A 25,554-nucleotide genomic window follows, 5' to 3' on the forward strand; every position below is an offset into this window, starting at 1 on the left:
TGAAGGATGTCCTGCAGAGGCTGCCTACGCAACGGGCCTGCAACATCGGCGAACTGCTGCCGCACCACTGGGTGCCAGCTATCTGACCGAACGCTCCGCCTCGGTCAATATGTGTTCCCTGGCTGCTTACCCGCCATCAACCTCAGCGATAGCACGCCCGTGTACCTGGGCAGCTTCACCCTGCCCAACAACGTGGTTGTGTCCGGTACGGTCGCCGCCAGCGCCGTGCTGGACATTGAAGTGGCCGGATCCGAATACAACTTCAACGAGGTCTACATCAACCCGCCCACCAACGTCTGCACGTCCAACGACACCGATGCCAATCAAGCCGCATCGATCGGCTTCCTGGGCGAGCACGACGACGCCGGCATGAGCGTGGAGTGGGCGACCAACCACATCGTCTTTGGCAGTTCGCTGCTGAAGCCAGGAACCAACCAGGTGATGGTCTGCATCCGCAACGTCTCGGGCGGTGCCGGCAGCGGCGTAGGCAACTTGGACAACATCACCTTGCGCGGGGCCGTGCTGCACTATCACACCACACCGTGACCACCAGTGCCCGACATGGCGGTGGCGTGCACCGGCTGCCGTGGCGGGTGCTTCGCGCCCTTCAGTGCCCCGCAAGCCACCGAATCTCCGTGGCGTGACAGGGCGGCGCCGGGTCAAGTCAACGAGGTGTCCACATCCCGCCGTTCCAGCGCGAGGAACTCGGCCGACTGCATCTCATTGAGCCGGGAAACGGTGCGCGGAAACTCGTGGGCCAACGGCCCTTCGGTGTAGAGCTGCTCCGGCGGCACCTCGGCCGACAGGATGAGTTTGCAGCGGCGGTCGTACAAGACGTCGACCAGCCAGGTGAAGCGGCGTGCCTCGGACGCCAGGCGAGGCGACATCTGGGGAACGTCCGACAGCATCACCGTGTGGAACTGGGTCGCCAGCTCCAGGTAATCGTTCTGCGAGCGAGGGCCGCCGCACAGCGTGGCGAAGTCGAACCAGACCACGCCACCAGCCCGACGACGGGCTCGGATCTCGCGCTGCTCAATGTGCAGCACCCGTGATTCTTCCTTCGCTTCCGCCAGTTCGTTGAAGGCCTGATCCATCGCCGCATCAGCTTCAGCGCCCAGCGGCGTGTGGTAAAGCTGGACGTGCTCGAGCGTGCGCTGCCGGTAGTCGGTTCCCGCATCCACGTTGATGACTTCCAGCTTCTGCTTCAGCAGTTCGATGGCAGGCAGGATGCGATCGCGATGCAAGCCGTTCGGATACAGCCCATCGGGATGGAAGTTGGACGTGGTGACGATGCTCACTCGGTTGTTGAACATCGCCTCCAGCAGGCGATGCAGGATCATCGCGTCGGTCACGTCAGCGACGTGGAACTCGTCGAAGCAGATCAGCCGGTGGCGGCGCGCGATGCGTTCGCCCAACACGTCGAGCGGGTTCTGGATGCCCTTCAAGTCCTGCAACTCGCGGTGGACCTCGCGCATGAACTCGTGGAAGTGCAGCCGGGTCTTTCGCGTCAGCGGGACAGACTGGAAGAAGCAGTCCATCAGGAAGCTCTTCCCGCGCCCCACCCCACCGTACATGTACACGCCGCGCGGGATTGGCGGCCGCACGATCCAATCACCCAGGCGGCGGAGCACCGGCTCGCTGTCTCCTGCGGGGATGTCCTGGCGTGATTGCGGCGCGGGGCGCAGTAATTGGGTGATCGGGTTGGAACGGCGGGCCTTGTAGTCGGCCCACTCGCTCTCGCAGCGTTCCAGCGCGTCGATCGCGCGCAATTGGGCCTCATCGGCCCGGTAGCCGCGCTCGGCGAGGGTGGCCTGGTAAAGCTGGCGGACGGCCATCGTCGGACAGGTGTCAGGCGGCGCGGTGACTGAAGACCTCAATCACCGCGGCAGCCATCGATCAAGCTCAGAAGTTCAAGGTTCGCTTGTCGACCGCCAGCGCGGCCTCCTTGGTCGCTTCGGACAGCGACGGGTGGGCGTGACAGATGCGGGCGATGTCTTCCGACGACGCCTTGAACTCCATCGCCACCACCGCCTCGGAGATCAGCTCCGACGCGTACGGGCCGATGATGTGCACGCCGAGGATCTCGTCGGTGTTGGCATCGGCGATCATCTTCACGAAGCCGGTGGTGTCACCCAGCGCGCGGGCACGCCCGTTGGCCAGGAACGGGAACTGGCCCGTCTTGTAGGCCCGGCCCTCTGCCTTGAGCTGCTGCTCAGTCTGCCCGACCCAGGCAATTTCTGGGCTGGTGTAGATGACCCAGGGAATGGTGTTGAAGTTGACGTGTCCATGCTGGCCCGCGATGCGTTCAGCCACGGCCACGCCTTCTTCTTCGGCCTTGTGAGCCAGCATCGGGCCACGCACCACGTCGCCCACGGCCCAGACGCCCGGCAGGTTCGTCTTGCACTCGCCATCCACGACGATGGCGCCGCGCTCGTCCAGCTTCAGGCCCACCGCGTCGGGGTTCAGGCCCACGGTGTTGGGCACGCGACCGATCGAGACGATCAGGCGATCGCAGGCCAGTGCCTGCTCAGCCCCCTTGGCGTCGGTGTACTTCACCGTGACGCCATCCTTCGACTTCTCGACGGCCGAGATCTTCACGCTGAGCTGGATGTCCAGGCCCTGCTTCTTGAAGACCTTGGCGGCCTCCTTGGCCACCGCCTCGTCGGCGGCCGCCAGGAATGCCGGCATGGCTTCGAGGATGGTGACCTCTGCGCCCAGCCGGCGCCAGACCGAGCCCATTTCCAGGCCGATGACGCCCGAGCCGATCACACCCAGCTTCTTCGGCACGCTGGGAATGCGCAGCGCACCATCGTTCGACAGGATCAGATCCTCATCGAATTCGGCACCCGGCAACTGGCGGGCGTTCGAGCCCGTGGCGATCACCACCTGCTTGGCGAACAGGGTGTCTTCAGCGGCGCCAGCGACCTTGATCTCGTAGCCACCGTCCTTGGCCGCCACGAACGAGCCGCGGCCATGGAAGAAGCTGACCTTGTTCTTCTTGAACAGGTAGAGGATGCCGTCGTTGTTCTGCTTGACCACCGCATCCTTGCGGCTGACCATCTTGGCCACGTCGATCTTCAGATCGGACAGCCCGATGCCGTGGTCCGCAAAGTGATGGCCGGCGTGCTCGAAATGCTCGCTCGATTGCAGCAGTGCCTTCGAGGGAATGCATCCCACGTTCGTGCAGGTGCCACCCGGCGCCGGGCCGCCCTTGCCGTTCTTCCACTCGTCGATGCACGCGGTGTTGAAGCCCAGCTGTGCCGCCCGGATCGCAGCGATGTAGCCGCCCGGGCCACCGCCGATGACGACGACGTCGAAATTCTTGCTCATGTGTTTATTCCTCGATCGGAGGTAAGAAGTGGCGCAGCGGCCGTCGCGAGCAGCCCGAGGTTGCGTTGAGCACCGCAGCCGTACACCCGTACGGCGAGGAGCACAGGCACAAGATCGGGTTGCGCAGTAGGCCGATGCGCCGCTTCTTCAGATGTCGAACAGGAGGCGGGCCGGATCTTCCAGCGCTTCCTTCATCGCCACCAAGCCCAGCACGGCTTCGCGGCCATCGATGATGCGGTGGTCATAGCTCATCGCCAGATAGTTGATCGGGCGCACCACCACCTGACCGTTCTCCACCACGGCGCGGTCCTTCGTGGCGTGAACGCCGAGGATGGCCGACTGCGGCGGGTTGATGATCGGCGTCGAGAGCATCGAGCCGAAGGTGCCACCGTTGGAGATCGAGAACGTGCCGCCGGTCAGGTCTTCGATGCCGAGCTTGCCGTCCTTGGCCTTCTGGCCAAACTCGCCGATCTTCTTCTCGATCTCGGCGAAGGTCATCTGGTCGGCGTTGCGGATGATGGGCACCACCAGGCCGCGCGGCGAGCCGACGGCGATACCGATGTCGAAATAGCCGTGGTAGACGATGTCGTTGCCGTCGACCGAGGCGTTCAGGATCGGGTACTTCTTCAGGGCATGCACGGCCGCCTTGACGAAGAAGCTCATGAAGCCCAGCTTCACGCCATGCTCTTTCTCGAACTTCTCCTGGAACTTCTTGCGCATCTCCATCACCGGGGCCATGTTGACCTCGTTGAAGGTGGTGAGGATGGCGTTGGTCGACTGCGACTGAACCAGGCGCTCGGCGATTCGCGCGCGCAGGCGAGACATCGGCACGCGCTGCTCAGGGCGATCGCCCAGGTTCGGGGCCACCGGCGCTGCGACCGCGGGCAGGGCCTTCACCGGCGCGGGCGTCGGCGCGGGAGGCGGGGGGGCCACGGTCTTGGCGGCGCCACCGGCGATGGCCCCCAGAACATCACCCTTGGTGACGCGGCCATCCTTGCCCGTGCCAGCCACGGAGCCGGCGGCCAGGCTGTTGTCGGCCATCAGCTTGGCGGCTGCGGGCATCGCCACATCCGACTTGCTGCCGCCAGCGGCGGGGGCGGCCGACGGAGCCGGCGGCGGGGGCGCCACGACGGCTGCAGCCGGTGCCGCGGCGCCCGCCTTGCCTTCGGTGTCGATCTTCGCGATGACCTGGTCGCTGACCACGGTGCCACCATCGGCCACCACATGCTCGGCCAGCACGCCGGCGGCCGGCGCCGGCACTTCCAGCACGACCTTGTCGGTCTCGATCTCGATCAGGATCTCATCCATCGCCACGGCTTCGCCGGGCTTCTTCTTCCATTGCAGCAGCGTGGCTTCGGCCACCGATTCAGAGAGCTGCGGAACCTTGACTTCTACGATTGCCATGATGTGTCTCTTGTGCGTGCGCTTCAGGCACGCCACGTGACCTCACGCGGCGTGCCTGCTTGTTCGGTGCTTACTTGGAAAGGACGAAGCCCTTGAGCTTGCCGAAGGCCTGATCGAGCAGCGCCTTCTGCTGGTCCTGGTGCAGGTGGGCGTAGCCCACGGCCGGCGAGGCCGAGGCCGGGCGGCCGGCGTAGCCGAGCTTCTGACCATCGAGCATGTTCTCGTGGATCTGGTGCTGCACGAAGAACCAGGCGCCCTGGTTCTGTGGCTCATCCTGGCACCACACGATCTCGGTCGCACCCGCGTACTTCTTGATCTCGGCACCGAACGCCTTGTGCGGGAAGGGATAGAGCTGCTCGACGCGGATGATCACGACGTCGCTGGCCTTCTTCTCTTCGCGCTTCTTGACCAGGTCGTAGTAGACCTTGCCCGAGCAGGCGATCACGCGCTTGACCTTGGCGGCATCGATCTCGGCGTTCTGCTCCGGAATCACCGTCTTGAATTCGCCCTTGGTGAACTCGGACAGCGGCGAGGTCGCGTCCTTGTTCCGCAGCAGCGACTTCGGCGTCATGATGACCAGCGGCTTGCGGAACATGCGCACCATCTGGCGCCGCAGCAGGTGGAAGATCTGGCTCGACGTCGTCGGCTGCACCACCTGCATGTTGTTGTCCGCAGCGAGCTGCATGAAGCGCTCCAGGCGGGCCGAGCTGTGCTCGGGGCCCTGGCCTTCGTAGCCGTGCGGCAGCATCATCGTCAGGCCGTTAGCGCGGCCCCACTTCACTTCGCCCGAGGCGATGAACTGGTCGATCACGACCTGAGCCCCGTTGACGAAGTCACCGAACTGGGCTTCCCAGATCGTGAGGGTGTTGGGGTCTGCTGACGCGTAGCCGTATTCGAAGCCCAGCACCGCCTCTTCGGACAGGATCGAGTCGATGACCACGAACGGTGCCTGGTTCTCGGCTACGTTCTGCAGCGGCACGTAGGTACCTTCGTCCCACTTCTCGCGGTTCTGGTCGTGCAGCACGGCATGGCGGTGCACGAAGGTGCCGCGACCGCAGTCTTCACCCGACAAGCGCACCGGATAACCCGAGGCCACCAGCGAGGCGAAGGCCAGGTGCTCACCCATGCCCCAGTCGACATTGATCTCGCCGCGGCCCATGGCGGCGCGGTCGGCGATCACCTTTTCGACCAGCGGATGTGCCTTGAAGCTCGCCGGCAGCGTCGTGATCCGCTCGGCCAGTCGCTTGACCTCCGCCAGCGGCAGCGCGGTGTCCGCAGCGTCGGTCCACTTCTTGCCCAGGAACGGCTGCCAATCCACCGCGTACTTGCTCTTGAAGTTGGTCAGCACCGGGTCGTTGTGGTGCTTGCCCGCGTCCATGGCGGCGCGGAACGTCTTGACCATCTCCTCCGGCCCACCCTCGGGCAACACGCCCTGGGCGACCAGCTTGTCGCCATAGAGCTTGCGGGTGCCGGGGTGCTGGCCGATCTTCTTGTACATCAGCGGCTGCGTGAGCGCCGGTGTGTCCTGCTCGTTGTGGCCCAACTTGCGGAAGCAGATGATGTCGACCACCACGTCCTTGTTGAACTCCTGGCGGTAGTCGAGCGCGAGCTGGGTGCACCAGACAACGGCGTCGGGGTCGTCACCGTTCACGTGCAGCACCGGCGCCTCGATCATCTTGACGACGTCCGAGCAGTACAGCGTCGAACGGCTGTCGCGCGGGTCGCTGGTGGTGAAGCCGATCTGGTTGTTGATGACGATGTGCAGCGTGCCGCCGGTGTAATAGCCGCGAGTCTGCGCCAGCGCCAGCGTTTCCATCACCACGCCCTGGCCCGCGAATGCGGCGTCGCCGTGCACCAGCACCGGCAACACCTGATCACCGTCCTTGTCGCCGCGGCGGTCCATGCGGGCCTTGACCGACCCTTCGACCACCGGGTTGACGATTTCCAGGTGCGAGGGGTTGAACGCCAGACTCAGATGAACCGGCCCACCAGCGGTGGACACATCGCTCGAGAAGCCTTGGTGGTACTTCACGTCACCGGCCGGCAGGTCTTCCGGAGCCGTGTGGTCGAACTCGCTGAACAGATCCTTCGGCGCCTTGCCGAGGGTGTTGACCAGCACGTTCAAGCGGCCGCGGTGGGCCATGCCGATCACGATCTCCTGAACACCCTTTTCGCCGCCACGCTGGACGACTTCGTCCATCGCGGCGATGAAGCTCTCGCCACCTTCCAACGAGAAGCGCTTCTGGCCGACGTACTTGGTGTGGAGGAATCGCTCCAGGCCTTCGGCGGCGGTCAGGCGATCCAGGATCTGCTTGCGCTTCTCGGCACCGAAGCTCGGCTTCGAGCGGGCACTTTCCAGGCGCTCTTGCCACCACCGCTTCTCGGTCGGGTCGGTGCAGTGCATGAACTCGGCGCCGATGGTGCCGCAGTAGGTTTCACGCAGGGCCTGCATGATCTCGCGCAGCGTCATGTTCTCGGCGCGAGAGAAATAGGTGTTCGCGGCGCTGAACGAGATGTCCATGTCGGACTCGCTCAGGTCGTAGAACGCGGGCTCCAGCTCTGGAATGCGGGGGCGCTCGGTGCGCTTGAGGGGATCCAGATCGGCCCAGCGCGAACCCAGGAAGCGGTAAGCGGCGATGAGCGATTGAACGTGAACCTGCTTGCGGGCGACTGCCAGGTCGGCCGAGCTGGCCTTGACGGCGAACGCATTCGACTTCGCGCGTTGCGCGAAGGATTCGATCACCGGGGCATGCGCCACGTCACGGCCGTCAGTGCCGTCGGCCGCGGGCACGTTCTGCAGCGCGTCGAAGTAGGCGCGCCAGTTGTCGGGCACGGCGCCCGGATTGTCGAGGTACGCCTCGTACATCTCTTCGACGTAAGGCGCATTGCCTCCGAACAGGTACGAATTCGACCTGTATTGCTGCATCATCTCTCGCTCACCTTTCGCTCTGGTTTCCAGAGCTCCGATGGGTTGATCAACCTTCCGCGGCCCGGCTCTACCGGTTGGCGGACTAGCGACCCGCCTTGCTGAAAGAACCAGCAAGGGGACACAGAAGGACCTAGGGTTACAAGAGCGCGACTGTAACACCGGTGTACCCACACCGGTGTGCGTGGAAATGCAAGCGTTTTGGGGCTGTTACTTGCGCTATGGCAAGTGAGTCATCGGCGCCACACTCGGGCCGGTGCACGCGCCTTCGCCCCCTTCACTCTCCCGAGTGATTCACCTGCATGTCGATGCACCGCCCAAACCGGCGGTCGGTGAGGCCTGCAATGGATGCGGCCTTTGTTGCGCAGCCGAGCCCTGCCCGATCGGGGTGATCGTGAGCCGCAAACGCTCAGGCCGCTGTGATGCGTTGCAATGGAGCAACGAAGACGGGCGCTACTTTTGCGGGCTGGTCCGCGCCCCCGGCCAGGTGCTGCCCTGGCTGCCAAGCCGGTTGGCGCCCCTCGCCAGTCGCCTGGCGCGGCGATGGATCGCTTCGGCCACCGGCTGCGATGCCAGCCTGGAGGCCGAGCCTGCCTGACAACTCTCGCCGCGTGTCAGGCCGCCACGCGGGCCTGGGCGTCGCGGTACTCCCGGGCGAGGCGCGCCACGAGCTCCGAGGTCGGCACCACCTGCTTGATCGCGCCGATACCCTGGCCGCAACCCCAGATGTCCTTCCAGGCCTTCTTGGCGTCGCCGCCGAAGTTCATCTTGGACGGATCGCTCTCGGGCAGGTTGTCGGGATCGAGCCCGGCCGCGCGGATCGACGGCTTCAGGTAGTTGCCGTGCACACCCGTGAACAGGTTGGAGTAGACGATGTCGTCGGATGTACCGTCCACGATCGCCTGCTTGTAGGCCTCGTGGGCGCGGGCCTCGTGCGTGGCGATGAACGCCGAGCCGATGTAGGCGAAGTCAGCGCCCATCGCGCGTGCCGCCAGCACCCCGCCGCCGGTGGACATGGCACCCGACAGCGCCAGCGGGCCATCGAACCATTCGCGGATCTCCTGGATCAGCGCGAATGGGCTTTTGGTGCCCGCGTGGCCGCCGGCCCCGGCCGCAACGGCGATCAGCCCATCGGCACCCTTCTCGATCGCCTTCTTGGCGAAGGTGTTGTTGATCACGTCGTGCATGACCACCCCACCCCAACTGTGCACTGCATCGTTCACATCGGTGCGGGCGCCCAGCGAGGTGATGATGATTGGCACCTTGTACTTGGCGCAGACCTGCAGGTCATGCTCCAGCCGGTCGTTGCTCTTGTGCACGATCTGATTGATCGCGAACGGGGCCGCCGGTTTGTCCGGATTCGCCTGGTTGTAGGCCGCCAACGTTTCGGTGATCTCGGCCAGCCATTCATCCAGTTGCTCGGCCGGCCGGGCGTTGAGCGCCGGCATGGATCCCACGACACCAGCCTTGCACTGCTCGATGACGAGCTTGGGGTTCGAGATGATAAACAGCGGCGCGCCGATGATCGGCAGCGGCAGCTTGGCCAGAACAGGTGGCAGTGACATCAGAAGGCCTCCAGAGCCATCTCGGTGACGCCGGCAGCCCCTTCGACGATGCTGTCGCGCAGGCCCGGCACTTTGGAAAGAATGTGATCGGCGTAGAAGCGGGCAGTGACGATCTTGGCCTTCATGAACTCAGTGTCGTCATCCGCCGCCAGGCGCACCTGGGCCGCCAGCAGCGCGCGACCCATCTGCCAGCCTGCCACGAGGTTGCCCGCCAGCATCAGGTAGTTGACGCTCCCCGCGAACACGGCATTGGGGTTCGACTTCGATTCAGACACGACGAAATCCACGACATCGAGGAAAGCGCGCCGAGCGGCCGCCAGTCGCTGGGCCATGGCGCGCGCGGCATCGCTGCCCTGCTGCAGCAGTTCGCCTTCGGTGGCCTCGATCTGGGCCGCCATGGCCTTGGCCACGCGCCCGCCATCGCGCGAGGTCTTGCGACCCACCAGATCGTTGGCCTGGATCGCCGTCGTGCCCTCGTAAATCGTCAGGATCTTGGCGTCGCGGTAGTGCTGCGCCGCCCCCGTCTCCTCGATGAAGCCCATGCCGCCGTGCACCTGCACGCCCAGCGAGGTCACCTCGAGGCTCATCTCGGTGGAATAGCCCTTGATCAGCGGCACCAGGAACTCATAGACCGCCTGGTTCTCCGCCCGCGCCTGCGCATCGGGGTGGTGGTGCGCGGCATCGTAGGCGGCCGCGCCGACGAGTGCCATGGCACGGCAGCCTTCGGTGTACGCACGCATCGTCATCAGCATGCGGCGCACATCCGGGTGGTGAATGATCGGCGCCGCGGTCTTCATCGACCCGTCGACCGGGCGCGACTGCACGCGATCTCGCGCATAGGCGACCGCGCGCTGGTACGCGCGATCGGCGACCGCCAGGCCCTGAACGCCCACGCCGAAGCGCGCCGCGTTCATCATCACGAACATGTATTCGAGGCCCCGGTTCTCTTCACCCACGAGATAGCCGATGGCGCCACCGTTGTCGCCGTACTGCAAAACCGCGGTCGGGCTCGCTTTGATGCCCATCTTGTGTTCGATGCTCACGCAGTGCACATCGTTGCGGGCGCCGATCGAGCCATCGGAGTTGAGCAGGAACTTGGGCACGATGAAGAGCGAAATACCCTTCACGCCCTCCGGTGCGCCGGTCACACGGGCCAGCACGAGGTGGACGATGTTCTCGGCCATGTCGTGCTCGCCCCAAGTGATGAAGATCTTCGTGCCAAAGATCTTGTACGTGCCATCCGGCAGCGGCTCTGCCCGCGACCGCACCATCGACAGGTCAGATCCCGCCTGCGGCTCGGTGAGGTTCATCGTGCCCGTCCAGGTGCCATCGATCAGCTTGGGAAGGTAGGTCGACTTCTGTTCGTCCGTGCCGGCGGTGAGCAGCGCTTCGATCGCGCCATCGGTGAGCAAGGGGCACAACGCGAAACTCAGGTTGGCCGCATTGACCATCTCCTGGCAGGCGGCATGGATCAGCTTCGGCAGCCCCTGCCCACCAAAGTCGGTCGGATGGTGAAGGCCCTGCCAGCCACCTTGGGTGTACTGCTGGAACGCCTCTTTGAAGCCCGGGGTCGCCGTGACCTCACCGTCCTTGAACCATGAAGGCTGCACGTCGCCGTCCACGTTCAGCGGCGCCACCACGCCCTCGTTCAACTTGGCGGATTCTTCGAGCACGGCCTGGGCGGTCTCATAGCCCGCGTCGTCAAAGCCGGGCAACTGCGCCACGGCATCGATCCCGGCAAGCTCCTTCATCACGAACAACATGTCCTTGACAGGTGCGCGGTAAGTCACTGCAGTCTCCTGGATGCAAGAAAAAGGGCGCTCAGCGGCGCCCTTCGGAATGTCGTGGCGCCCGAGCCCTGGGCCCGGCGCGCCGCTGGCAGCTCAAGGAATCACCGGGCCGCCCCGGGCTTCCTCGACCCGACACGGAGCGCGCCCACGCTGGACGCACCCCACGGGCCTCATCAGAGGGCCTTGATCAGCTCGGGAACGGCGGTGAACAGATCCGCCTCCAGGCCATAGTCGGCCACGCTGAAGATCGGCGCTTCAGGATCCTTGTTGATCGCCACGATCACCTTCGAATCCTTCATGCCCGCCAAATGCTGAATCGCACCGGAGATGCCCGCGGCCACATACAGTTGCGGCGCAACGATCTTGCCGGTCTGGCCCACCTGCCAGTCGTTCGGCGCGTAGCCGGCGTCCACCGCGGCGCGGCTGGCGCCGAGCGCCGCACCGAGCTTGTCCGCCAGCGGCGTCAACACCTCATTGAATTTCTCCGACGAGCCCAGCGCGCGGCCACCGGAAACAATGATCTTGGCGGCCGTCAGCTCGGGCCGGTCGCTCTTCGTGACCTCGCGGCCCACGAAGCTCGACTTGCCACTGCCCGCGACCACGGCGACGGATTCAACCGCAGCCGAGCCACCGTTCGCCGCCGCGTCGAACCCGGTGGTACGAACGGTGATGACCTTGACCTGGTCGGCGCTCTGCACGGTCGCGATGGCGTTGCCGGCGTAGATCGGGCGCTCAAAGGTGTCGGGGCTGACGACCTTGGTGATGTCGCTGATCTGCGCGACGTCCAGCTTGGCCGCCACGCGAGGCGCCACGTTCTTTCCGTGAGCCGTGGCGGGGAAGAGGATGTGGCTGTAGTGGCCGGCGATCGACAACACCTGCGCCGCCACATCTTCGGCCAACTGTTCAGCCAGACGAGCGTCATCTGCCTGCAGCACCTTGGCCACACCAGCGATCTGCGAAGCCGCCTGGACGGCCGCGGCGGTATTCGAGCCGGCCACCAGCACGTGCACATCACCGCCGCATTGCACGGCGGCGGTCACGGTGTTGAGCGTGGCGCCCTTCAGCGCGCCGTGTTCGTGTTCAGCAATAACGAGGACAGCCATCTCAGATCACCTTCGCTTCGTTCTTCAGCTTGGCCACCAGGGTGGCGACATCCGGCACCTTCACACCCGCGCCGCGCTTGGGCGGCTCGGAGACCTTCAGGGTCTTCAGACGCGGCGCCACATCCACGCCGAGATCGGCGGGCTTCAGCGTTTCGAGCGGCTTCTTCTTCGCCTTCATGATGTTCGGCAGCGTCACATAACGCGGCTCGTTCAGGCGTAGGTCGGTCGTGACCACCGCGGGTGTCGACAGCTTCAGCGTCTCCAGGCCACCATCGACCTCGCGGGTCACTGTCGCGGTGCCATCGGCCATCTCCACCTTCGAAGCGAAGGTGGCCTGCGGCAGGTCGGCCAGCGCGGCCAGCATCTGGCCCACTTGGTTGCAGTCGTCGTCGATCGCCTGCTTGCCGAGGATCACGAGGCCGGGTTGCTCTTTGTCGACCACCGCCTTCAGCAGCTTGGCCACCGCCAGGGGCTGCAATTCGACATCGGTCTCCACCAGGATGGCGCGGTCAGCCCCGATGGCCATCGCGGTGCGCAGCGTCTCCTGGCACTGGGCGACGCCGCAGGACACGGCGATCACCTCGGTGACGGCGCCCTTCTCTTTCAGGCGGACAGCCTCTTCGACGGCGATTTCGTCGAAGGGGTTCATGCTCATCTTGACGTTGGCGATGTCCACCCCCGTGCCGTCGGACTTCACGCGAACCTTCACGTTGTAGTCGACGACGCGCTTGACGGCTACCAATACCTTCATGTCGCGTTGCTCCTGTCGGACCGATGGTCTGAATTGACGTTTACGTTAACTGCGGGATTCTAGTGGTTGCACCGATGCAGACCGGGGTGCCGCCTGCACGGCGCCCTTCGCCCGGCGTGGGTGACGCGGCACGAAGGATAAATCGAACGATCGTGCTATTTTAGGTGCGCAGCCCCAGAAACGCCAGCACGCTGCATCGACTTTCGCACGGCCACGATGACTGGCCACCGCTTTCTGCGTCTGCGATGACCCGCAGGTAGACTGCCGGCGCCATGTCGCCGAACATCGCCACCCCCATCATGTCCGTGAACACGGCACAACCGCACGCTGCGCAGGCTCACAGCCCGTTGATCGGGGTGTTTGATTCGGGGGTGGGCGGCCTGTCAGTGCTTCGCGCTCTGCACCAGCAGATGCCGATGGCGCCGCTTTGGTACGTGGCGGATTCGGGTCACGCGCCGTACGGCGATCGCGACCCACAGCACGTGGTGGACCGCTCACACCGCGTGTCGGATCATCTGGTCGAACAAGGCGCGCGAATGATCGTGGTGGCCTGCAACACCGCCACGGCGAGAGCGGTCGATGCCTTGCGCTCGCGCCACCCAGGCATCGCGCTGGTGGGCGTTGAGCCCGGCGTGAAGCCGGCGGCCGCAGCGAGCCAACGGCGGTGCATTGCCGTGATGGCGACGCCTTCCACCCTGGCCAGCCCACGCTACGCCGATCTGGTCGCCAGGCACGCGCCAGATTGTGTGGTGCACCCCGTACCCTGCAGCGGACTGGCCGCCGCGATTGAACGAGGCGAAGCCGGGCGAGCCGAGGTGGATCGACTGCTGGACCAGTATTGCAAGCCGCTGCCTGCACTGGGTGTGGACACGGTGGTGCTGGGCTGCACCCACTACCCCTTCGTGGCCGACCGCATAGCACTGCGACTGGGACCCGACATCCAACTGCTGGACACTGCCGATGCGGTCGCTCGCCGCGCGTTGGACCTGGTGACGATGATGCCGATTCGCACATCGGCCGAGGCTTCATATCCACCGACATCGAATCAGAGGATCACGCTTCAAACCACCGGAGAGGCGGCGCTGCTGAGGCGAATGACAGCAGTCGGGCTTGGGCAACAGTTGCCGGTCGAACAGATCTCGATCTAAGACCCACCCGTGGCGGCCGGCTGCGCGGCCAGCAGGAAGCACGAACCGCCACCGCTGCCAGTGCAAAGGTCGTCTCGCATGACCCTCTGGTGCCCGGAACCGGGTTCGAACCGGTACGCCCCGTTTAAAGGGCGGCGGATTTTAAGTCCGCTGCGTCTGCCTGTTTCGCCATCCGGGCGGGCCGCCGATCATACGAGCGAAGTCAGCACACTCGAGGACGTCGCGATGCACGCCACACCAATGAAAAAGGGAAGCTGCGAACAGCTTCCCTTCGGGTATTTGGAGCGGGAAACGAGGCTCGAACTCGCGACCTCAACCTTGGCAAGGTTGCGCTCTACCAACTGAGCTATTCCCGCATAGGTGCCACCAGTTTTGGAGGCGCGGCCCGGAGTCGAACCGGGCTAGACGGATTTGCAATCCGTTGCATAACCGCTTTGCTACCGCGCCGCATTCAACCGATGCCGTGCTCTCTTCAATCGCCACGTCCATCGTGCCGGATAAAAAAGGGAAGCTGGCAGCTTCCCTTGACGGCAATCTGGAGCGGGAAACGAGGCTCGAACTCGCGACCTCAACCTTGGCAAGGTTGCGCTCTACCAACTGAGCTATTCCCGCGTGGCTCCTGACGGAACACATCCCCCTGTTGACGCGCTTGGTGTCGCTCACTGACCGCTTTTTGCAAAGCACCCTGTGCAACAGAGAAGCTCGCATTATAGGAGGATTTTTTCGATCTCCGCAAGAGGGTGCATTGAATTCTTTTCAGCAGCTTGGGCGCTCGACACCGCACCGGGTTTGCAGACATTCCGGCGCATCCGGGCTGCGTGGCGCTCAAATGAATCGGGCCAGGATTTCTCCTGGCCCGTGTCACTCAGCGCGCCGTCGCGATGTCAGTGCGGCAAGGCATCCGACGCTGCAACGGTCGGCCCCGCACCCTTCTCGGGTTTGGGGGCTGCCGCTTCCGCGGCCGCCGGCTCGTCATCCGGCAGCGGCGCGGGCATTGATTCGAGCGCCACTTCCAGCACCTTGTCGATCCAGCGAACCGGAACGATCTCGAGGTGGCTCTTCACGTTGTCCGGGATGTCCTGAAGGTCTTTGACGTTCTCTTCCGGGATCATCACCAACTTGATGCCGCCGCGGTGTGCGGCGAGCAGCTTCTCTTTCAAGCCACCGATGGCAGTGACCTCGCCTCGCAGCGTGATCTCGCCTGTCATCGCCACGTGGGCCTTGACCGGAATACCCGTCAACGCGGACACGAAGGCCGTCGTCATCGCCGCACCCGCACTCGGACCATCCTTCGGGGTCGCGCCATCCGGCACGTGGATGTGCACGTCGCGCTTCTCGAACAATTCGTCCTTGATGCCCAGGCGGCGGGCGCGGCTGCGCACCACCGTGCGAGCAGCCTCGACCGACTCCTTCATCACATCGCCCAGCGAACCGGTTCGAATGATGTTGCCCTTGCCCGGCATCGCGGTGGCTTCGATGGTCAACAGATCACCACCGACTTCGGTCCACGCAAGGCCCACCACCTGGCCGACCTGGTTGGTCTTCTCAGCACGACCGAAGTCGTACTTGCGCACACCCAGGAAGTCATGCAGGTTCTCATCCGTGACCACCACCTTGCCGGCGTAGGTCTTGAGCTGGATGCCCTTGACCACCTTGCGGCAGATCTTCGAGATCTCGCGCTCGAGCGAACGCACCCCGGCTTCACGGGTGTAGTAGCGGATGATCCCGCGGATGGCAGCCTCGGTGACCTCCATCTCGTCGTCCTGCACGCCGTTGTTCTTGGCTTGCTTGGGCAACAGATAGCGCTGGGCGATGTTGAGCTTCTCGTCCTCGGTGTAGCCCGACAGGCGAATCACTTCCATCCGATCCAGCAACGCCGGCGGGATGTTCATCGAGTTCGACGTGGCCACGAACATCACATCGCTCAGGTCGAAATCGACCTCGATGTAGTGGTCGCTGAAGGTGTGGTTCTGCTCGGGGTCGAGCACCTCCAGCAGCGCCGATGACGGGTCGCCGCGGAAGTCCATGCCCAGCTTGTCGATCTCGTCCAATAGGAACAGCGGATTGCGCGTCCCCACTTTCGACAGGCTCTGCAGCACCTTGCCCGGCATCGAGCCGATGTAGGTGCGGCGGTGCCCGCGAATCTCGGCCTCGTCGCGCACCCCACCCAGCGCCATTCGGACGAACTTGCGTCCGGTGGCACGGGCCACGCTCTGTCCGAGCGAGGTCTTGCCCACACCCGGGGGGCCCACCAGGCAGAGGATGGGCGCCTTGACCTTGTCGACGCGCTGCTGCACCGCGAGGTATTCAAGGATGCGATCCTTGACCTTCTCCAGGCCGTAGTGGTCTTCGTTCAGCACCTCTTCCGCCAGGGCGAGGTCGTGCTTGATCTTGGTCTTCTTCGACCACGGCAGATTGATCAGCGTGTCCAGGTAGTTGCGCACCACCGTGGCCTCGGCCGACATCGGCGACATCAGCTTGAGCTTCTTCAGCTCGGCATCCGCCTTCTTGCGCGCGTCCTTCGGCATGCGCGCAGCCTTGATCTTCTTTTCCAGATCTTCCAGGTCGGCGCCTTCTTCGCCGTCGCCCAGTTCCTTCTGGATCGCCTTCACCTGCTCGTTCAGGTAGTACTCGCGCTGGCTCTTCTCCATCTGGCGCTTGACGCGGCCACGGATGCGTTTTTCGACCTGGAGGATGTCGACCTCGTGTTCGAGTTGCTCCAGCAGCTTCTCGAGCCGCTTGGCCACGTCGAACAGATCCAGCACCGACTGTTTGGCTTCGAGCTTCAACGGCAAGTGCGCAGCGATCGTGTCCGCCAGGCGGCCCGGATCGTCGATGCCAGCGATCGAGGTCAGGATCTCCGGCGGGATCTTCTTGTTCAGCTTGACATATTGGTCAAACTGTTGCGTCACCGCGCGACGCAGTGCCTCGACTTCGGGCGAAGGCTCACCACCGGGCTCGATGGGCATCACCTCCGAAACGAAGTGTTCGCCGTTGTCGGTGATCGTGCGGGTCGAGGCACGCTGCACGCCTTCCACCAGCACCTTCACGGTGCCGTCGGGCAGCTTCAGCATTTGCAGGATGCTTGAAACGCACCCCACCTCGAACATGTCGTCGGGGCGCGGCTCGTCCTTGCCGGCAGCCTTTTGCGCCACGAGCATGATCTGCCGGCCAGCCTCCATGGCGGCCTCGAGGGCCTTGATGGATTTGGGCCGTCCGACGAACAGCGGTATCACCATGTGGGGGAAAACCACCACATCGCGCAGCGGCAGCAGCGGCAGCGTGATCGGTTCGGCGGGAAGAATGGGGTGTCCTGACATGAGATTTGCCTCACTTTCTCGTGCCCACATGGGGCCCGAGTGGCGGATTGCAAGAAGGCTTCGGGCGATATGCCTGGCTCATCAGGTTAGCCAGGTTGGGAACAATGAAAGCCCGGAAAAGCGGGTCAGGCGCTCGCCTTGGCCTGTTCCCGATAAACCAGGAGGGGTTTGCCGCCCTCTTCGATGATGTGCTCGTCGACCACCACCTTGGCCACGCCATCAAGCGTCGGCAGGTCGAACATCGTGTCGATCAAGGACTGCTCCATGATCGAACGCAAGCCTCGTGCCCCTGTCTTGCGGGCCAGGGCCTTGCGCGCGATCGCGACCAGTGCCGATGGACGGATCTCGAGTTCGACACCGTCCATCGAGAAGAGCTTCTGGTACTGCTTGACGAGCGCGTTCTTCGGCTCGACGAGGATCTGTACCAGCGCGTCCTCAGTGAGCTCGCCCAGCGTGGCGACCACCGGAAGGCGGCCCACCAGTTCCGGTATCAGGCCGAAACGAACCAGATCTTCGGGTTCCGCATTGCGGAAGACTTCGGAAATGCGCTTCTCGGACTTGCTGTGCACGGTGGCACCAAAACCGATACCGGACTTCTCGGTGCGGTTCTGGATGACCTTTTCCAGACCATCGAAGGCGCCACCGCAAATGAACAGGATGTTCGTGGTGTCGATCTGGAGGAAATCCTGGTTCGGGTGCTTGCGCCCACCTTGAGGCGGCACCGAAGCCATCGTGCCTTCCACCAGCTTCAGCAGGGCCTGCTGAACGCCCTCGCCCGACACGTCGCGGGTGATGCTGGGGTTGTCTGCCTTGCGCGAGATCTTGTCGATCTCGTCGATGTAGACGATGCCGCGCTGCGCCCGCTCCACGTCGTAGTTGCAGTTCTGGAGCAGCTTCTGGATGATGTTTTCGACGTCTTCGCCGACATAGCCGGCTTCCGTCAACGTTGTGGCATCGGCAATCACGAAGGGCACGTTCAGCAGCCGTGCCAAGGTCTGAGCCAGCAGCGTCTTGCCGGAGCCCGTGGGCCCAATCAGCAGGATGTTGCTCTTGGCGAGCTCGACTTCGTCCTTGCTGGCGCCGAGGTGCTTCAGCCGCTTGTAGTGGTTGTAAACCGCCACGGCCAGTGTGCGCTTGGCAGGATCCTGGCCAATCACGTACTGATCGAGGCTCGCCTTGATCTCGCTGGGTACCGGGAGGTCGGACTTGGCCGACTTGGCCGTCGCGCCTTCTGCGGGGACTTCATCACGAATGATGTCGTTGCAGAGTTCGATGCACTCATCGCAGATGAACACGGACGGCCCGGCAATGAGCTTTTTCACCTCGTGCTGGCTCTTCCCGCAGAACGAGCAGTAGAGGACTTTTTCGCCGGAGGCGCCTTTCTTGTCGGGCATGGGAGTGCAGCTTGGGGCCGTGGGTAGCCTGAGTCAATGATAGAGCAACCGCCGGGCAAGCCGGCGGGTAGGAAAACCTGAGGTCAGGCCCGCTTTTCGATCACCTGATCGATCAGCCCGTAAGCCTTTGTTTCCTCGGCACTCATGTAGTAGTCGCGCTCGGTGTCGGCCTGGATCTTGTCCAGCGGCTGGCCTGTCCGTTCGGCCAGGATCCGATTCAGCTGTTCGCGCGTCTTCAGGATCTCGCGGGCGTGGATCTCGATGTCCGTCGCCTGCCCCTGGGCACCGCCGAGCGGCTGGTGGATCATGATCTTGCTGTTGGGCAGTGCGATGCGCTTGCCCTTGGTGCCCGCCGCCAGCAGGAAAGCGCCCATGCTGGCCGCCATGCCGATGCACAAGGTCGACACATCAGGCTTGATGAACTGCATGGTGTCGTAGATCGACAAGCCCGCCGACACGCTGCCGCCCGGCGAGTTGATGTAGAAGAAGATGTCCTTGTCCGGGTTTTCACTCTCCAAGAACAGCAGCTGCGCCACCACAAGGTTGGCGCTCTGGTCGGTCACCGGGCCGACAAGAAACACGATCCGGTCGCGCAGCAGGCGCGAATAGATGTCGTAGGCCCGCTCGCCGCGGCCCGACTGCTCGATCACCATGGGGACCATGCCCAGGGCTTGGGTATCCAGTGCGCTCATGACTGATGCCTCTCGCATTGCATTTGTTGTGGGTCTTGGCCTCATTATGAAGCCGTCGTCAAGCGTGATGATCGGACGAAAAAAAGCCCGGCCAAGGCCGGGCGTTTCAGGCTCGGGGCCTCGGGGCGATCAAGCCGCCGTCATCAGCTCATCGAACGGCAGGACCTTGTCGGTGACCTTGGCCTTGCTCAGCACGAATTCCGTGACGTTGTTTTCGATCACCACCGCCTCGACTTCGGCCATGCGCTGGCGGTCCGAGAGGTACCAACGCACCACCTCGGCCGGCTTTTCATAGCTCTGGGCCATTTCCTCGATGTGCGCCTGGAGCTGATCCGGCTTGGCCTGGAGGCTGTTCTGGCGCACCAGCTCGGACACGACCAGGCCCAAGCGCACGCGGCGCTCGGCTTGCGGGGTGAAGATGTCAGCAGGGATCGGGGTGTTTTCTGCGTCCTTGACGCCGCGCTGCTTCAGGTCGGCGCGAGCGCCTTCGATCATGCGGTTGGTCTCGGCCTCGACCAGCGCCTTGGGCAGGTCGAGTTCAGCGTTCTTGACCAGGGCGTCCATCACGGCCGCCTTGTTGCGGGCCAGAACGCGGAACTTCACCTCGCGCTCGAGGTTCTTCTTGACGTCAGCGCGCAGTGCCTCGACGGTACCGCCGGCGATGCCCAGCGACTTGGCAAAAGCCTCGTCAACGGTCGGCAGGTTCTGCGCTTCGACCTTCGTCATCGTGACGAGGAAGTCGGCTTCCTTGCCGGCCACGTCCTTGCCGTGGTAGTCGGCCGGGAACTGCAGCGGGAAAGTCTTCGATTCGCCGACCTTCATGCCGCGCACGGCTTGGTCGAACTGCTCGAGCATCTGACCTTCGCCGATCAGGAACTGGAAGCCCTCGGCCTTGCCGCCGGCAAACGGCTCGCCGTCGATCTTGCCTTCGAAGTCGATGGTCACGCGGTCGCCGGCTTCGGCGCCCTCGGTGGCCGGGCGCTGCGCGAAGGTGCGACGCTGCTTGCGCAGGATCTCGACGGTCTTGTCGATGGCAGCTTCGTCCACGTCAGCGGCCACGCGCTCGACTTCGGCGGCAGACAGATCGCCGAGCTTCACCTCAGGGTAGACCTCGAAAGTCGCGTCGAAAGCCATCTGGCCTTCGGGCGCCTCGTTCTTCTGGGTGATGTTGGGCATGCCGGCCACGCGCAGTTGCGCTTCATTGGCGGCTTGGGTGAACGCTTGGCCCAGCTTGTCGTTCATCACTTCGTACTGGACCGAGTAGCCGTAGCGCTGCGCCACGACCGACATCGGCACCTTGCCAGGGCGGAAGCCGTCGGCCTTGACGGTGCGGGCCAGCTTCTTCAGCCGGGACTCGACTTCCGAATTGATCTCGGTGGCGGCCAGCGTCAGGGTGATGCGGCGTTCGAGCTTGTCGAGGGTTTCAACGTTCACTGCCATGATGGAACTTTGGTTGCGTTGCGTATGCTGGTGCGCGGGGCCGGACTCGAACCGGCACGCCCGTGAAGGCGTCAGGACCTAAACCTGGTGCGTCTACCAATTTCGCCACCCGCGCGGTAAAGCCAGTGAGCCGACCGACCGGCGCGCCCGCCAGCCGGTTTCGTCGACCCAGACTTCTTGAAAGACTTCTGGCGCTAGCCACCCCAGGCGCTCTTGCGCCACGGGCCGCTCGCGCCAGGCGAACCGGTAAACCGCGTATTCTACTGGGCTCCAGTACAGCTTCGGCGATCCGAGCCGTACTGGGGTTTACCTAGTTCGCGACCAGATCGCGGTTCAAACGACCCCGGACGGCTCCCGCCGCACCCTGAACCACGCGGCGTACATGGCGGGCAGCGCCAGCAAGGTGAGCACGGTGGCGATGATCAGGCCGCCCATGATGGCCACCGCCATCGGGCCCCAGAAGACACTGCGCGACAACGGGATCATCGCCAGCACCGCGGCTGCGGCCGTCAGCACGATGGGCCGGAAGCGGCGCACGGCCGACTCCACGATGGCCTCCCAGGTGGGCACGCCCCGCAAGCGGTCCTGCTCGATCTGGTCGATCAGGATCACCGAGTTGCGGATGATCATCCCGAACAGCGCAATCACCCCCAGCAACGCGACGAAGCCGAACGGCCGATTGAGGATCAGCAGCGCGCCAGATACGCCCGCGATGCCCATGAAGCCGGTCAGGAACGCCAGGATCGAGCGGCTGAAGCTGTGCAGCTGCAGCATCAGCAGCGTCAGGATGATGAACAACATCAGCGGCGCGCCCGCGGCGATCGAGCCTTGCCCCTTGGAGCTTTCGGCCACCGCCCCGGCGATCTCGATGTCCATCCCTTGCGGCATGCGCTCGCGCAGTTTCAACATCTCGGGCCAGACTTCCTTGGTCACGGTCGCACCCTGCACGCCGTCGATCACGTCGCCCTGCACCGTGGCCGCGTACTTGCGGCCCTCGCGCCAGAGCACGCCGGGCTCCCAGCCGAAGCCGATCTTGGCGATCTGCGTCAGCGGGATGCTGCGGCCAGTCGTCGTCGGAATGTAGGCATTGCCAATGTCGGTGATCGCGTTGCGCTCGTCGGCCGGCTGGCGCAGCACGATGTCGATCAAACGGTCGCCCTCGCGGAACTGGCCGATGGTGCTGCCCGAGAGCATCACCCGCGAAGCCTGGGCGATCGACTGGCTGGTCACGCCCAACGCGCGAGCCTTGTCCTGGTCGACTTCCAGCCGCAGCGACTTGATGCGCTCGTTCCAGTTGTCGTTGACGCCCCGCATGCTCGGGTTCTGGCGCAAGATCTCCTTGGCCTCGTCCGCCCACTGGCGCACCGCCTCCATCTCGGGGCCCACGACCCGGAACTGCACCGGATACGGCACGGGCGGCCCGTTGGGCAGCAGCTTGACGCGGCCACGCACCTCAGGAAATTCGTTGGCCAGGATCTCCGGCAGGCGCTTGCGCAGCGCTTCGCGCTCCGAGAGATTCTTCGGCAGCAGGATGAACTGGCTGACGTTGGCCTGCGGAAAGATCTGATCCAGCGGCAGGTAGAAGCGCGGCACACCGCTGCCGATCCAGGCTGTCACCGATTCCAGGCCCTGCTCGGTCGCAATGCGCTTCTCGAAGCGGCGCGCCACCTCCTGGCTGGACTGGATGGTCGAGCCCTCGGGCAGCCACAAGTCCACCAGCAGCTCGGGGCGGCTGGAGTCAGGGAAGAACTGCTGCTGCACCTTGCCCATGCCGGCCAGGCCGAGCACGAAGATGCCAATGGTGATGCCGATCGTCGCCCAGCGGTGGGTCACGCACCAGTCCACCGCCTTGCGGAAGCGGCTGTAGAACGGCGTATCGAACAGCTCGTGCGCCTCGCCCTCGTGCGTCTTCTTCGTCTTCAGCAGCCATGCGCCCAGGTACGGCACGAAGTAGACCGAGACCACCCACGAGATCACGAGCGCTGCCGAGGTGACGGCGAAGATGGCGAAGGTGTATTCACCGACGGTTGATTTGGCCAGGCCGATGGGCAGGAAGCCTGCCGCGGTGATCAACGTGCCCGTCAGCATGGGCATGGAGGTGGCGTCGTAGGCGAAGGTGGCCGCGGTCCGCCGATCGAAGCCCTCTTCCAGTTTGCGCACCATCATTTCGACGGCAATGATCGCGTCGTCAACCAACAAGCCGAGCGCGATGATCAGCGAGCCCAGCGAGATCTTGTGAAGGCCGACGCCCCAGTAGAACATCGTCACGAAGGTGATCGCCAGCACCAGCGGGATCGTGATACCCACGACCAGACCCGGCCAGATGTCGATGCGCAAGGGGCGAAGGTGCAGGCCCAGGCTGAGGAAGCTGACAGCCAGCACGATGACGACCGCTTCGATCAACACACCGACAAACTCGTTCACCGAACGCGCCACGGCTTGCGGCTGATCCTGCACCTGGTGCAGCTCGATGCCCAAGGGCAGCTTGCCCTTGATCTCGTTGGCCTTGGTCGTCAGCGCCTGGCCCAATTGGATGATGTCGCCGCCTTTGGCCATCGACACGCCGAGGGCGATGACGGGCTGGCCCTGGTGGTGCACCATCACCGAAGGCGGGTCGACGTATTCACGGCGGATGTCCGCGATATCGCCCAGGCGCAGCGAGCTGGCCTGGCCCGTGGAGGCGTTGGTGGCGCGAATCGGCAATTGCCGAAGGTCTTCCACCGTGGTGAAGGCCCCCGCCACCCGGACCTGCAGGTTCTGGGTCGCGGCGTTCAGCGTGCCCGCGCCCTCTACCGCGTTCTGCGCGTTGAGCTGGGTGATGACCTGGTTGAAATCCAGGCCCAACTGCGCGAGGCGCTTTTGGGAGACCTCGACAAACAGCTTCTCGGCTTGCACACCGAACAGCTCCACCTTCGCGACGTTGGGCACCCTCAGCAGCTGCGAGCGAACGTCCTCGGCGTAACGGCGCAACTCCTCGGTGCTGAACCCGTCGGCCGACAGCGCATAGATGGTGCCGTAAACGTCGCCGAACTCATCGTTGAAGAAGGGGCCGATCACGCCCTGCGGCAACGTGCCGCGCATGTCCCCGATCTTCTTGCGCACCTGGTACCAGACGTCACTCACCTCTTTGGGCGGCGACGAATCCTTCAGCTGAAGAATGGTCAGGGATTCACCGGGCTTGGTGTAGCTGCGGATGATGTCCGAGTGAGGCACCTCTTGCAGCGTGCGCTCGATCTTGTCGGTGACCTGCTCGGCCATCTGCTGGGCCGAGGCGCCCGGCCAGAAGACCTGAACCACCATCGCGCGGAAGGTGAACGGCGGGTCTTCGTCTTGGCCCAACTGGAAGTAGGCCGCCAGGCCCAGCACCATCAGCACCACCATCAGGTAGCGCGTCAACGGCGCGTGATCCAGTGCCCAGCGCGAAATATTGAATCGGGAACCGTTTTGGTCGCTCATGGTTCTTCTCGTTGTGGTCCGACGGGCTGCCCGACCCGTGTCAGCGCGACGCGGCAGGCGCGGGAATCGATGCCGACGCTGGCACCGCCTTGGCGGCAGAGGCCACCTGGGTCTCGACGTACGGTTTCACCTTCAACCCTGGCGTCAGGACGTGGATGCCGGCCACCACGACCTCGTCGCCCGGCTTCACGCCCTGCCCGATCACCACGGTGTTGCCGTCCGCCCCGCCGACGACCACCGGCTGGCTGCGCACGGTCATCGAACTGCGGTCCAGCATCCAGACGACGGTCTGGCCCTTGGATTCGGCCACCGCAGTGAGCGGCAGGCGGATCACGCCAGCCACCGTCTGGCCCGCGATGCGCACGTTGGCGGTCTGCCCCAGGCGGACCGAGGCGTTGCCCAGATCGGCCTTGACCAGGAAGGTGCGCGTCACCGGATCGGCAGCGGCGGCCACCTCCCGCACGCTGGCGGGCACCGTCGGGCCTTCGCCCCACGGCTGCAGCGTGACGCCACCCGCCTTACCCAACAGTTGCCGCAGATCGCCGACCCGATCCTCGGGCACCGAGAACACGGCATCACGCGGGCCGTCATGCGCCAGGCGCACGACCGGCGTGCCGGCAGAGACCACCTGGCCCGGCTCGGCTTCAACGGCCGTCACGACACCCGCCGCATCGGCCACCAGTGTGGCGTAGCCCGCCTGGTTGCCTTGGACCGACGCTTGCGCCTTGGCCTGATCCAGCTGTGCCCTCGCGGTCTTCACGGCTGTTTCGCGGCGCTCCAGCTCGGCGGCCCCGATGAAACCCTGGTCGCGCAACTCCTTGAAGCGCTTGTAGTCGGCGGTCACCTGGTCCAGATTGGTCTGCGCTGCGGCCACCGCGGCGCGAGCTGCCTCTTGGCCAAGCCGCAGATCCTGTCCGTCCAACTGCGCCAGGACTTGGCCTGCTTTCACCGAGTCGCCCAAGTTGACCGCGCGGCTTTGCAGCTTGCCGCCGACCCGAAAGCCCAGCCGGGACTCGGTGCGCGCGCGAATTTCGGCCGCGTACTCGTGAGCGGCCACGGTTTCGCTGCCATTGACCGTGATGGTGCGCACGGCACGCACCGGCTCTGGTGGGGCCTCTTTCTTGGCGCAACCAACCAGGCCAAGGACAGAGAGACTCAAAACGGTGGCAACGAACAGCGGCTTGTTCATGGCGGGGAAGACTCGGTAAGGTACCGCTCGTCGGGGCGGCTGCCGT

17 protein-coding genes and 5 tRNA genes are annotated in these 25,554 nt (G+C 64.5%); 3 read left to right on the top strand and 19 right to left on the bottom strand.

Translation table 11 applies throughout. The features are described 5' to 3' along the window. Positions 1-159 precede the first annotated feature (159 nt). The gene (locus AACH06_RS07970) at positions 160-546 is read left to right on the top strand and encodes a hypothetical protein (protein ID WP_341425124.1); all 387 of its coding nucleotides are present in this window, start codon (positions 160-162) and stop codon (positions 544-546) included. 113 nt (positions 547-659) lie between these two features. Here AACH06_RS07970 and zapE read toward each other — a convergent pair whose 3' ends face one another. The 4 genes from zapE to AACH06_RS07990 all read right to left on the bottom strand — a co-directional run bounded on the left by zapE (position 660) and on the right by AACH06_RS07990 (position 7,663). After that, positions 660-1,835 carry a cell division protein ZapE gene (zapE, locus tag AACH06_RS07975; protein ID WP_341425125.1) on the bottom strand — a complete coding sequence of 392 codons (1,176 nt, stop codon included), beginning with the start codon at positions 1,833-1,835 and terminating at the stop codon, positions 660-662. A gap of 67 nt (positions 1,836-1,902) precedes the next feature. Beyond that, positions 1,903-3,330, bottom strand: a complete 1,428-nt coding sequence (lpdA, locus tag AACH06_RS07980; protein WP_341425126.1) for a dihydrolipoyl dehydrogenase — start codon at positions 3,328-3,330, stop codon at positions 1,903-1,905. 147 nt (positions 3,331-3,477) lie between these two features. After that, positions 3,478-4,734 (bottom strand): 2-oxoglutarate dehydrogenase complex dihydrolipoyllysine-residue succinyltransferase, encoded by a 1,257-nt coding sequence (gene odhB, locus AACH06_RS07985; protein ID WP_341425127.1) that lies wholly within the window; start codon positions 4,732-4,734, stop codon positions 3,478-3,480. Between the two features lie 70 nt (positions 4,735-4,804). Then, positions 4,805-7,663, bottom strand: coding sequence for a 2-oxoglutarate dehydrogenase E1 component (locus AACH06_RS07990; RefSeq protein ID WP_341425128.1), 2,859 nt, complete (start codon positions 7,661-7,663; stop codon positions 4,805-4,807). 391 nt (positions 7,664-8,054) lie between these two features. Here AACH06_RS07990 and AACH06_RS07995 point away from each other — a divergent pair, with 391 nt between their 5' ends. Beyond that, a complete protein-coding gene (locus AACH06_RS07995; RefSeq protein WP_341425129.1) occupies positions 8,055-8,258 on the top strand; it encodes a hypothetical protein in 204 nt (67 codons plus the stop codon). 16 nt (positions 8,259-8,274) lie between these two features. On the opposite strand, the gene AACH06_RS08000 is transcribed toward AACH06_RS07995, so the two are convergent. The 4 genes from AACH06_RS08000 to AACH06_RS08015 form a co-directional block, all read right to left on the bottom strand. Continuing rightward, a complete protein-coding gene (locus AACH06_RS08000; protein ID WP_341425527.1) occupies positions 8,275-9,228 on the bottom strand; it encodes an NAD(P)H-dependent flavin oxidoreductase in 954 nt (317 codons plus the stop codon). Beyond that, on the bottom strand, positions 9,225-11,015 hold the full coding sequence (locus AACH06_RS08005) for an acyl-CoA dehydrogenase (RefSeq protein WP_341425130.1): 1,791 nt from the start codon (positions 11,013-11,015) through the stop codon (positions 9,225-9,227). Before AACH06_RS08005 ends, AACH06_RS08000 begins: the two co-directional genes overlap by 4 nt. A gap of 173 nt (positions 11,016-11,188) precedes the next feature. After that, entirely contained in the window at positions 11,189-12,118 is a 930-nt protein-coding gene (locus AACH06_RS08010; protein WP_341425131.1) for an electron transfer flavoprotein subunit alpha/FixB family protein, read from the bottom strand. A 1-nt stretch (position 12,119) separates the two neighbouring features. Then, on the bottom strand, positions 12,120-12,869 hold the full coding sequence (locus AACH06_RS08015) for an electron transfer flavoprotein subunit beta/FixA family protein (RefSeq protein WP_341425132.1): 750 nt from the start codon (positions 12,867-12,869) through the stop codon (positions 12,120-12,122). A 272-nt stretch (positions 12,870-13,141) separates the two neighbouring features. Here AACH06_RS08015 and murI point away from each other — a divergent pair, with 272 nt between their 5' ends. After that, complete coding sequence (murI, locus tag AACH06_RS08020; protein WP_341425134.1) at positions 13,142-14,017, top strand: glutamate racemase; 876 nt, start codon at positions 13,142-13,144, stop codon at positions 14,015-14,017. Positions 14,018-14,104: 87 nt separating this feature from the next. On the opposite strand, the gene AACH06_RS08025 is transcribed toward murI, so the two are convergent. The 11 genes from AACH06_RS08025 to AACH06_RS08075 form a co-directional block, all read right to left on the bottom strand. Continuing rightward, positions 14,105-14,195, bottom strand: a tRNA-Leu gene (locus AACH06_RS08025). A gap of 102 nt (positions 14,196-14,297) precedes the next feature. Next, positions 14,298-14,373 (bottom strand) — tRNA-Gly (locus AACH06_RS08030). A gap of 17 nt (positions 14,374-14,390) precedes the next feature. Beyond that, positions 14,391-14,464 (bottom strand) — tRNA-Cys (locus AACH06_RS08035). Positions 14,465-14,553: 89 nt separating this feature from the next. Further along, positions 14,554-14,629 (bottom strand) — tRNA-Gly (locus AACH06_RS08040). Positions 14,630-14,901: 272 nt separating this feature from the next. Continuing rightward, positions 14,902-17,337 (bottom strand): endopeptidase La, encoded by a 2,436-nt coding sequence (gene lon / locus AACH06_RS08045; RefSeq protein WP_341425135.1) that lies wholly within the window; start codon positions 17,335-17,337, stop codon positions 14,902-14,904. 125 nt (positions 17,338-17,462) lie between these two features. Then, on the bottom strand, positions 17,463-18,731 hold the full coding sequence (gene clpX / locus AACH06_RS08050) for an ATP-dependent Clp protease ATP-binding subunit ClpX (protein WP_341425136.1): 1,269 nt from the start codon (positions 18,729-18,731) through the stop codon (positions 17,463-17,465). An 83-nt stretch (positions 18,732-18,814) separates the two neighbouring features. After that, positions 18,815-19,423, bottom strand: coding sequence for an ATP-dependent Clp endopeptidase proteolytic subunit ClpP (clpP, locus tag AACH06_RS08055; protein ID WP_341425137.1), 609 nt, complete (start codon positions 19,421-19,423; stop codon positions 18,815-18,817). Between the two features lie 129 nt (positions 19,424-19,552). Continuing rightward, entirely contained in the window at positions 19,553-20,863 is a 1,311-nt protein-coding gene (gene tig, locus AACH06_RS08060) for a trigger factor (protein ID WP_341425138.1), read from the bottom strand. Positions 20,864-20,891: 28 nt separating this feature from the next. Continuing rightward, positions 20,892-20,978 (bottom strand) — tRNA-Leu (locus tag AACH06_RS08065). A 218-nt stretch (positions 20,979-21,196) separates the two neighbouring features. Beyond that, entirely contained in the window at positions 21,197-24,319 is a 3,123-nt protein-coding gene (locus AACH06_RS08070; RefSeq protein ID WP_341425139.1) for an efflux RND transporter permease subunit, read from the bottom strand. A gap of 40 nt (positions 24,320-24,359) precedes the next feature. Then, positions 24,360-25,508, bottom strand: a complete 1,149-nt coding sequence (locus AACH06_RS08075; RefSeq protein ID WP_341425140.1) for an efflux RND transporter periplasmic adaptor subunit — start codon at positions 25,506-25,508, stop codon at positions 24,360-24,362. Positions 25,509-25,554 lie beyond the last annotated feature (46 nt).

Source organism: Ideonella lacteola (assembly GCF_038066555.1).
Classification (GTDB): domain Bacteria; phylum Pseudomonadota; class Gammaproteobacteria; order Burkholderiales; family Burkholderiaceae_C; genus Ideonella; species Ideonella lacteola.

Excerpts from the sequence above, each read along its gene's own strand:
- AACH06_RS08015 (WP_341425132.1), bottom strand. The coding sequence starts at position 12,869 with ATGAAGGTATTGGTAGCCGTCAAGCGCGTCGTCGACTACAACGTGAAG.
- AACH06_RS08010 (WP_341425131.1), bottom strand. The coding sequence starts at position 12,118 with ATGGCTGTCCTCGTTATTGCTGAACACGAACACGGCGCGCTGAAGGGC.
- clpP (WP_341425137.1), bottom strand. The coding sequence starts at position 19,423 with ATGAGCGCACTGGATACCCAAGCCCTGGGCATGGTCCCCATGGTGATC.
- AACH06_RS08070 (WP_341425139.1), bottom strand. The coding sequence starts at position 24,319 with ATGAGCGACCAAAACGGTTCCCGATTCAATATTTCGCGCTGGGCACTG.
- lon (WP_341425135.1), bottom strand. The coding sequence starts at position 17,337 with ATGTCAGGACACCCCATTCTTCCCGCCGAACCGATCACGCTGCCGCTG.
- odhB (WP_341425127.1), bottom strand. The coding sequence starts at position 4,734 with ATGGCAATCGTAGAAGTCAAGGTTCCGCAGCTCTCTGAATCGGTGGCC.
- AACH06_RS07990 (WP_341425128.1), bottom strand. The coding sequence starts at position 7,663 with ATGATGCAGCAATACAGGTCGAATTCGTACCTGTTCGGAGGCAATGCG.
- clpX (WP_341425136.1), bottom strand. The coding sequence starts at position 18,731 with ATGCCCGACAAGAAAGGCGCCTCCGGCGAAAAAGTCCTCTACTGCTCG.
- lpdA (WP_341425126.1), bottom strand. The coding sequence starts at position 3,330 with ATGAGCAAGAATTTCGACGTCGTCGTCATCGGCGGTGGCCCGGGCGGC.
- zapE (WP_341425125.1), bottom strand. The coding sequence starts at position 1,835 with ATGGCCGTCCGCCAGCTTTACCAGGCCACCCTCGCCGAGCGCGGCTAC.
- murI (WP_341425134.1), top strand. The coding sequence starts at position 13,142 with ATGTCGCCGAACATCGCCACCCCCATCATGTCCGTGAACACGGCACAA.
- AACH06_RS08075 (WP_341425140.1), bottom strand. The coding sequence starts at position 25,508 with ATGAACAAGCCGCTGTTCGTTGCCACCGTTTTGAGTCTCTCTGTCCTT.
- tig (WP_341425138.1), bottom strand. The coding sequence starts at position 20,863 with ATGGCAGTGAACGTTGAAACCCTCGACAAGCTCGAACGCCGCATCACC.